General features: G+C 72.9%; 7 protein-coding genes, 1 rRNA gene and 1 pseudogene. 1 reads left to right on the forward strand and 8 read right to left on the reverse strand.

Translation table 11 applies throughout. The annotated features are described in order from the left end of the window. Positions 1 to 43: 43 nt before the first annotated feature. The 4 genes from IE109_RS25440 to IE109_RS25455 all read right to left on the reverse strand — a co-directional run bounded on the left by IE109_RS25440 (position 44) and on the right by IE109_RS25455 (position 4,104). Entirely contained in the window at positions 44 to 919 is an 876-nt protein-coding gene (locus IE109_RS25440; protein ID WP_189553657.1) for an ABC transporter ATP-binding protein, read from the reverse strand. Next, the gene (locus tag IE109_RS25445; protein WP_189553658.1) at positions 916 to 1,959 is read right to left on the reverse strand and encodes a FecCD family ABC transporter permease; all 1,044 of its coding nucleotides are present in this window, start codon (positions 1,957 to 1,959) and stop codon (positions 916 to 918) included. Before IE109_RS25445 ends, IE109_RS25440 begins: the two co-directional genes overlap by 4 nt. After that, the gene (locus IE109_RS25450) at positions 1,956 to 3,011 is read right to left on the reverse strand and encodes a FecCD family ABC transporter permease (protein WP_189553659.1); all 1,056 of its coding nucleotides are present in this window, start codon (positions 3,009 to 3,011) and stop codon (positions 1,956 to 1,958) included. The genes IE109_RS25445 and IE109_RS25450 overlap by 4 nt, the downstream gene beginning before the upstream one ends. 61 nt (positions 3,012 to 3,072) lie before the next feature. Continuing rightward, positions 3,073 to 4,104 carry an HAD hydrolase-like protein gene (locus IE109_RS25455; protein ID WP_189553660.1) on the reverse strand — a complete coding sequence of 344 codons (1,032 nt, stop codon included), beginning with the start codon at positions 4,102 to 4,104 and terminating at the stop codon, positions 3,073 to 3,075. A 74-nt stretch (positions 4,105 to 4,178) separates the two neighbouring features. Between IE109_RS25455 and IE109_RS25460 the strand changes: the two genes are divergently transcribed. After that, positions 4,179 to 5,459, forward strand: coding sequence for a DUF1015 domain-containing protein (locus IE109_RS25460; RefSeq protein ID WP_189553661.1), 1,281 nt, complete (start codon positions 4,179 to 4,181; stop codon positions 5,457 to 5,459). Positions 5,460 to 5,522: 63 nt separating this feature from the next. Here IE109_RS25460 and IE109_RS32875 read toward each other — a convergent pair whose 3' ends face one another. The 4 genes and pseudogenes from IE109_RS32875 to rrf all read right to left on the reverse strand — a co-directional run bounded on the left by IE109_RS32875 (position 5,523) and on the right by rrf (position 7,789). Beyond that, positions 5,523 to 6,248, reverse strand: coding sequence for a tetratricopeptide repeat protein (locus tag IE109_RS32875; RefSeq protein ID WP_194552793.1), 726 nt, complete (start codon positions 6,246 to 6,248; stop codon positions 5,523 to 5,525). Positions 6,249 to 6,278: 30 nt separating this feature from the next. Continuing rightward, positions 6,279 to 7,202 (reverse strand): annotated as a pseudogene (locus IE109_RS34205) (hypothetical protein); the annotation flags it as partial. Next, positions 7,199 to 7,444, reverse strand: a complete 246-nt coding sequence (locus IE109_RS33760) for a hypothetical protein (protein ID WP_194552792.1) — start codon at positions 7,442 to 7,444, stop codon at positions 7,199 to 7,201. The gene IE109_RS33760 and the pseudogene IE109_RS34205, both read right to left, overlap by 4 nt. A gap of 228 nt (positions 7,445 to 7,672) precedes the next feature. Continuing rightward, positions 7,673 to 7,789, reverse strand: a 5S ribosomal RNA gene (gene rrf, locus IE109_RS25470). Positions 7,790 to 7,939 lie beyond the last annotated feature (150 nt).

Consider the following 7,939-nt stretch of genomic DNA (forward strand, 5'->3'; position numbering starts at 1 on the left):
CCGCCCGACCGGCTCCCGCGCGGCAGGCCGGAGCGGAGCCGCGTCAGCGGCGCGCCGCGCCCACCGCCGCCGCCCCGGGGGTGCGGGCCCGGGTCTTCCGGGCCGCCGGCACGATCAACGGCGTGCCGGTCTCGGGGTCGTCGATGACCTGGCAGCGCAGCCCGAAGACCCGCTCCACCAGCTCGGCGGTGACCACCTCGGACGGCGGGCCCTCGGCGACGATCTCCCCGCCGCGCACGGCGATGAGGTGCGTGGCGTACCGGGCCGCGTGGTTGAGGTCGTGCAGCACGGCGACCAGCGTGCGGCCCTGCGTCTCGTGCAGTTCGGCGCACAGGTCGAGCACGTCGATCTGGTGCTGGATGTCGAGGTACGTGGTCGGCTCGTCGAGCAGCAGCAGCGGGGTCTGCTGGGCCAGGGCCATGGCGATCCACACACGCTGGCGCTGCCCGCCCGACAGCTCGTCGACGTACCGGTCGCCCAGCTCCCCCACGCCGGTCGCGTCCATCGACTCCTGGACGATCCGCTCGTCCTCGGGCGACCACTGGCGCAGCAGCCCCTGGTGCGGGTAGCGGCCACGGGCCACGAGGTCCGCGACGGTGATGCCGTCCGGGGCGATCGACGACTGCGGCAGCAGACCCAGCGTCCTGGCGACCTTCTTGGCGGGCATCGAGTGGATGGCCTGCCCGTCCAGCAGGACGCGCCCCTCGGTGGGCTTCAGCATCCGCGACAGGGCCCGCAGCAGCGTCGACTTGCCGCACGCGTTGGGGCCGACGATCACCGTGAACGAGTTGTCGGGTATGCGGACCGACAGGTCACGGGCGATGATCCGCTGCTCGTAGGCGAGGGTGACCGCCTCCGCGCTCAGGCGCTGCTGCATGGAGGTACTCCTGGCGTTCTTCTCAGGGTTCTGGGAGGTCATATCCGGCCCGCCTTGCGCTCGGTGACGAGCAGCCACAACAGGTACACGCCGCCGACGACGCCGGTGACGACGCCGACCGGCAGTTCCCTCTCGCCGAAGGCGTTGGTGGCGGCCCAGTCGGCGACCAGCAGCAGCGCGGCGCCCATGAGCGCGGAGGCGGCCAGGTTGGGGCCGGGCGAGCGGGTGAGGCGCCGGGCGAGCTGCGGCGCGCTCAGCGAGACGAAGGTGATCGGGCCGGCGGCGGCCGTGGCGGCGGAGACCAGCAGGACGGCGGAGCCCATCAGCACCAGGCGCGTCCGCTCCACCTTGACGCCGAGGGCGTACGCGGCGTCGTCGCCCATCTCCAGCATCCGCAGGGGCCGTCCGTGCCCGAGCACCAGCGGCACGAGCACGGCGCACACGGCGAGCAGCGGCCAGAACTGGGCCCAGTCGCGGCCGTCGAGGGTGCCGGTCATCCACAGCACGGCCCGGGTGGCGTCGATCAGATCGGCCTTGGTGATCAGGTAGTGGATGACGGCGGTCAGCATGGCGGCGGCGCCGATACCGATGAGGACCAGCCGGAAGCCGTGCAGACCGCGCTTCCAGGCGAGCAGGTAGATCAGGGCGCCGGTCACCACACCGCCCACGACCGCGCCTCCGGCCACCGCGGTGGGGCTGCCGCCGAAGAGCACGATCACCGTGAGCGCGCCGACCGCGGCGCCCTGCCCGAAGCCGATGACGTCGGGGCTGCCCAGCGGGTTGCGGGAGACGGACTGGAAGACCGCGCCGCCCAGTCCGAGGGACGCGCCGACCAGGACCGCCACCAGGACGCGCGGCAGCCGCAGGTCCTCGACGATGAACTCCTGCGCCATGGTGCCGTCGCCGAGCAGGGTGGCGACGACGTCGCCGGGCGCGATGGGGAAGTCGCCGCTGCCGATGAGGACGACCCCGGCCGCCACGGTCAGCACCGCCAGCAGCACCACGGCGACGGCCGCGCGCGGCTCGTAGCGGACGGACAGGCCCCCGGGGGTCCGCAGGGCCTTGGCGGTACGTGTGCTCACAGCTGGGCCATCCTCTTGCGGCGTACGAGGTGGATGAAGACGGGCCCGCCGACGAGGGCGGTCACGATGCCGACCTGGAGCTCGGACGGCCGCGCCACGACCCGGCCCAGCACGTCGGAGCCCAGCAGCAGCACGGGCGACAGGACCGCCGCGTACGGCAGGATCCACCGCATGTCCGGGCCGGTCAGGGCCCGTACGAGGTACGGCACCATCAGGCCGATGAAGACGATCGGGCCGCACGCGGCGGTCGCGGCGCCGCACAGCAGGGTCACCGACACCATGCCCATGGCCCGTGTGCGGTTCAGGTGGGCGCCCAGCGCGCGGGCGGTGTCGTCGCCCATCTCCATGGCGTTCAGCGGCCGGGCGATCAGCAGCGCGAGCACGACGCCGACGACGATGAACGGCGTCACGCTGCGGACCGTCGCCATGTCGGCGTTGGCAAGCGAGCCGACGGTCCAGAAGCGCAGCCGGTCCAGCGCGGCGGAGTCCAGCAGCTGGACGGCGTTGACGTACCCGTAGAGCGCGGCGGTCGCCGCCGTGCCCGCCAGCGCGAGCCGCACGGGGGTGGCGCTGCGGCTGCCGCCGAGCACGTACACCACGACGGAGACCACGGCGGCGCCCAGGAAGGCGAACCACACGTAGCCGCTCAGGGACGTGACGCCCAGGAAGCTGATCGCGGAGACGACGGCGGCGGCGGCTCCCGCGTTCACGCCCAGCAGGCCGGGCTCGGCCAGCGGGTTGCGGGTCAGCGCCTGCATCACCGCGCCGGACAGGCCCAGCGCGACACCGACGATCACTCCCAGGACGGTCCGGGGCACCCGCAGTTCCTGGATCAGGACGTCGTTGCCCGTACCGGAGTTGTGGAACAGGCCGTGCCACACATCCCCGAGCGGGACCGGCTTGGCCCCGATCATGATGCTCGCGACACAGATCAGCAGCAGGACACCGACGGCGGCGAGCAGACCGGCCGCGCGCACCGAACGGCGGCGCCCACGGGGCTCGGCTGCGGCGGAGGGATCCGCGCTCTGTTTGGGAGGACTGTCGACCAACACCCGGTTAGGTTAGCCTACCTTTGCTTTCAGGCCAGGGGTGGCCCGGTCCCCTGTCACGGGCTCACCACCCCAGCCTGGCCAGCGCCTTCCCCGCGTCCAGCGCGCACGAGCCGTCACCCGCGTACGTCCACGCCGCCGCGCACAGCGCCCGGAGCCCGTCCAGCGCTCCGCCGTCCCCGTCCAGCGCCAGGGCGTCTCCGCTCACGGTGGCCGTCCAGCCCCCGCACCGGAAGCCCTCGCCGGCCGACCCCTCGACCTCCGGCTGCCCGGTCAGCAGCCCGCGCAGGTCGGCGTCGACGTACGTCGGCCGGTGGTGCGGCCCGGCCGCCAGCAGCCGCGCGGCGTCGGTCACCCCGGTCAGCACCAGCAGCGAGTCCACCTCGCCGTGGAACGCCCCCTCGATGTCCGTGTCCAGCCGGTCACCCACCACCAGCGGCCGCTCGGCACCCGTCCGCAGGATCGTCTCGCGGTGCATCGGCGGCAGCGGCTTGCCCGCGACCTGCGGCTCCGCGCCCGTCGCGATCCGCACCACCTCCACCGCCGCCCCGTTCCCCGGCGCGATACCGCGACCGCTGGGGATCGTCAGGTCGGTGTTGGACGCGAACCACGGCACACCCCGCGCCACCGCGTACGACGCCTCCGCGAACCGCCCCCACGGCAGCTCCGGTCCCCCGTACCCCTGCACCACGGCCGCCGGGTCGTCGTCGGCCGACTCCACCGGCTCCAGCCCGCGCTCCCGCAGCGCGACCCGCAGACCCTCACCGCCGATCACCAGCACCCGCGAGCCCCGCGGCACCTGGTCGGCGACCAGCCGGGCCACCGCCTGCGCCGAGGTGATCACGTCGGCCGCCCCGGCCGGCACCCCCAGCTCCGTCAGGTGCGCAGCCACGGCCTCCGGCGTCCGCAGCGCGTTGTTGGTGACGTACGCGAGGTGCATCCCGCCGCGCCGGGCCGCCTCGAGGGCGTCCACCGCGTGGTCGATCGCCTCTCCGCCCGCGTACACCACGCCGTCCAGGTCCAGCAGCGCCGTGTCGTACGCCTCGTTCAGCGCGCGCGCACTGCCGCTCGGCCGGTTCCTGCCCCGCTGCCCCATGTCCGAACTCCTCGCTCCGAGAACCGATCGCCCCCGATCATCGCTCATACCCCCGGTCCACATACGATGCAGGCATGGACACCACAGGTTCTGCGGCCAACGGCGGTCTGCACCTGACACCTTTCCGTGGATTGCGCTATGTCCCGGAACGGGTCGGGAGCCTTGCCGCGGTGACCTCTCCCCCGTACGACGTCGTCGTACGCCCCGACGGCGTGCACCACCTGCAGTCGGCCGACCCGCACAACATCGTGCGGCTGATCCTGCCGCAGGCCGCCACCAAGGAGGCCCGCCACCGTCAGGCGGCGGACACCCTCAGCGCCTGGCTCTCCGACGGCGTCCTCGCGGCGGACGCCGAGCCGGCGCTCTACGTGTACGAGCAGCGCAAGGGCGACATGCTCCAGCGGGGCCTCATCGGCGCCCTGGAACTCACCACTCCTGCCGAGGGCATCGTCCTGCCCCACGAGGACGTCATACCCCACGTCGTCGAGGACCGCGCCTCCCTGATGCGCACCACCGCCGCCAACCTGGACCCGCTGCTCCTCACCTACCGGGGCAACGGCACCGCGACCGGCGCGACCGCCGTCATCGAGCGCACCGTGGGGCGCGCGCCGCTCCTGTCCACCACCACCGAGGACGGCATGAGCCACCGGCTGTGGTCCGTCACCGACCCGGCCGCGCTGGCCGAGGTCGCCGACGACCTGGGCCGCCACCAGGCGCTCATCGCCGACGGTCACCACCGCTGGGCCACCTACCTGCGCCTGCGCGAGGAGCACCCCGCGCCGGGCCCCTGGAACTACGGGCTCGTGCTGCTGATCGACACGGCCCGCTACCCGCTCCAGGTCAAGGCCATCCACCGGCTCCTCAACCATCTCCCGGTCGCCGACGCGCTCGCCGCGCTCGGCGACGGCTTCCGCGTCCGCCCCGTCGACGGCCCCCTCCCCGCCGCCCTGGACGCCCTCGGCGCCGCCGCATCGGAGGGCAACGCGTTCGTCCTCGCCGGCGACGGCCGCTTCCACCTCGTCGACCGCCCGTCCCCGGACCTCGTGGCCCGTACGGTCCCGGCCGACCGCCCGGAAGCGTGGCGCACCCTGGACGCGACCGTGCTGCACGCGACCCTGATCGACCACGTCTGGCACGTCCCGGACACCCCCGAGGGCATCACCTACATCCACGACGCCCAAGCCGCCGTCGCCCAGGCCGAACGGCGGGGCGGCACCGCCGTCCTGATGCACCCGGTACGGGAGGACGTGGTCCGCGACCTCGCCCGCCAGGGCGTCACCATGCCCCGCAAGTCGACGTCCTTCGGGCCGAAGCCCGCGACGGGCCTGGTCCTGCGCAGCCTCGACGTCGGCTGACCACGGCTCCCGGACATACGAGAGGGACGGCATCCACCAGGGATGCCGCCCCTCTCGTCGTACTCAGTCCCGCGGCTCGTCGTCCGCTTCGGCTTCCTCGTCGTGCTCCTCCGCCGCGGCGTCGACGAACTCGACACCGTCCAGCTCGGCGAGCCGGTCGGAGGCATCGGTCGAGCCGTCCTTGTCGGCCTCCAGCGCCTTGGCGAACCACTCACGCGCCTCGTCCTCGCGCCCCGCCTCCAGCAGCGCGTCGGCGTACGCGTACCGCAGGCGCGCCGTCCACGGCTGGACGGAGTTGGACGCCAGCTCCGGGCTCTGCAGGGTCACGATGGCGGCGTCCAGCTGCCCCATGTCCCTGCGCGCCCCGGCGGCGACCAGCCGCATCTCGACCTGTCCGGCCTTGTCGAGCTTCTGCACCTCGGGCTCACCGGCCATGGCCATCGCCCGCTCCGGCCGGCCCAGGCCGCGCTCGCAGTCGGCCATCACGGGCCACAGCTCCACGCTGCCGGTCATACGCCGGGCCGCCCGGAACTCGGCGAGCGCCTCGGCGTACTTCTGCGTCGCGTACGCGGCGAAGCCCGCCGCCTCCCGCACGGCCGCCACACGCGAGGCCAGCCGCAGCGCGATCCGCGAGTACGCGTACGCCTTCTCCGGGTCCTCGTCGATGAGGTTGGCGACCATCACCAGGTTCTTGGCGACGTCCTCGGCCAGCGTCTTGGGCAGGCTCATCAGCTCCTGCCGCACGTCCTTGTCGATCTCGTCACCGGTGACGTCCGCCGGGATGGGCAGCCGCTTGATCGGCTCCCGGTCCCGGTCACGCCGGTCGCGGTCGTCGCGGCGGAACCCGCCGCGGTCGTCACGCCGGTCGTCACGCCCCCGGTACCCGCCCCGGTCCCGGTCATCGCGCCGCGGCCCACGCGGCCGGTCGTCGCGGCGGTCGTCGCGTCGGAACCCACCGCGGTCGTCACGACCACGGTCGTCCCGGCGAGGCGCGCGGTCGTCGCGCGGGAACGCGGCCCGGTCGTCCCGGCGGTCCTCACGAGGGCGGTAACCGCCCCGGTCGTCGCGCGGGAAGCCACCACGGTCGTCGCGGCGGTCGTCACGGTTGTCGTCACGGCGGAACCCACCACGGTCGTCACGACCACGGTCGTCCCGACGGGGCGCGCGGTCGTCACGGTCCCGGTTGAACGCCGGCCGCTCATCACGACGGTCGTCACGACGGAACCCACCGCGATCGTCACGACCACGGTCGTCCCGACGGGGCGCGCGGTCGTCACGGTCCCGGTTGAACGCCGGCCGCTCATCCCGGCGGTCGTCACGGCGGAAGCCGCCACCACCACCGCCACGGTTGTCATCACGGCGGAACCCACCACGGTCGTCACGACCACGGTCGTCCCGGCGAGGCGCGCGGTCGTCACGGTCCCGGTTGAACGCCGGCCGCTCATCACGACGGTCGTCACGGCGGAAGCCGCCACCACCACCGCCGCCGCGGTTGTCATCACGGCGGAACCCACCGCGGTCGTCCCGACGGGGCGCGCGGTCGTCACGGTCCCGGTTGAACGCCGGCCGCTCATCACGACGGAACCCACCGCGATCGTCACGACCACGGTCGTCCCGGCGGTCGTCGCGGCGGAAGCCGCCACCAGCGCCGCCACGGTTGTCATCACGACGGAACCCACCACGGTCGTCACGACCACGGTCGTCGCGGCGGAAGCCGCCACCACCACCGGCGCCGCCCGTCACGGGCCGTCCGCCCCGGTCATCACGGCGGAAGCCGCCGCCACCGCCCCGGTTGTCGTCACGGCGCGGGGCTCGGTCATCACGGCGGAAAGCCGGCCGGTCGTCCCGGCGGTCGTCGCGCCGAAAACCGCCGCTGCCACCGGCCGGGGGACGCCCACCGCGGTCGTCACGACCACGATCGTCCCTGCGATCGTCCCGGCGGTCGTCGCGCCGGAAGCCGCCACCACCGCCACGGTTGTCGTCACGGCGCGGGCCGCGGAAGCCGCCCCGCTCACCGTCGTCCTTGCGACGCGGTTCGCGCTCCGGACGATCGTCGGAGGAGTTGGTGGACATGGGCAAAGCTCCTGTCTTCGGGTACCGCAGTCATTCTCGCGCAGTCGGCTGACCGACGCGCTCCGAGAAAAAGATCAAGCAAAAGAAAAAGGACCCTTGGTCCCAGCATGAACGCTGGGACCAAGGGTCCTTCAAAGATTGTTCGGCGGCGTCCTACTCTCCCACAGGGTCCCCCCTGCAGTACCATCGGCGCTGAAAGGCTTAGCTTCCGGGTTCGGAATGTAACCGGGCGTTTCCCTAACGCTATGACCACCGAAACCCTATCGGGTTCTAGCGAACAAGCACACTTTTCAATTAAGTAAGTGGAACTGGTTCAACCGGTGCGACTGTTCGCAACCCGGGAACCACACAGTGGACGCGAGCAACTGAGGACAAGCCCTCGGCCTATTAGTACCGGTCAACTCCAC

Origin of the sequence: Streptomyces lavendofoliae (assembly GCF_014649735.1) — a bacterium.
Taxonomy (GTDB): Bacteria; Actinomycetota; Actinomycetes; order Streptomycetales; family Streptomycetaceae; genus Streptomyces; species Streptomyces lavendofoliae.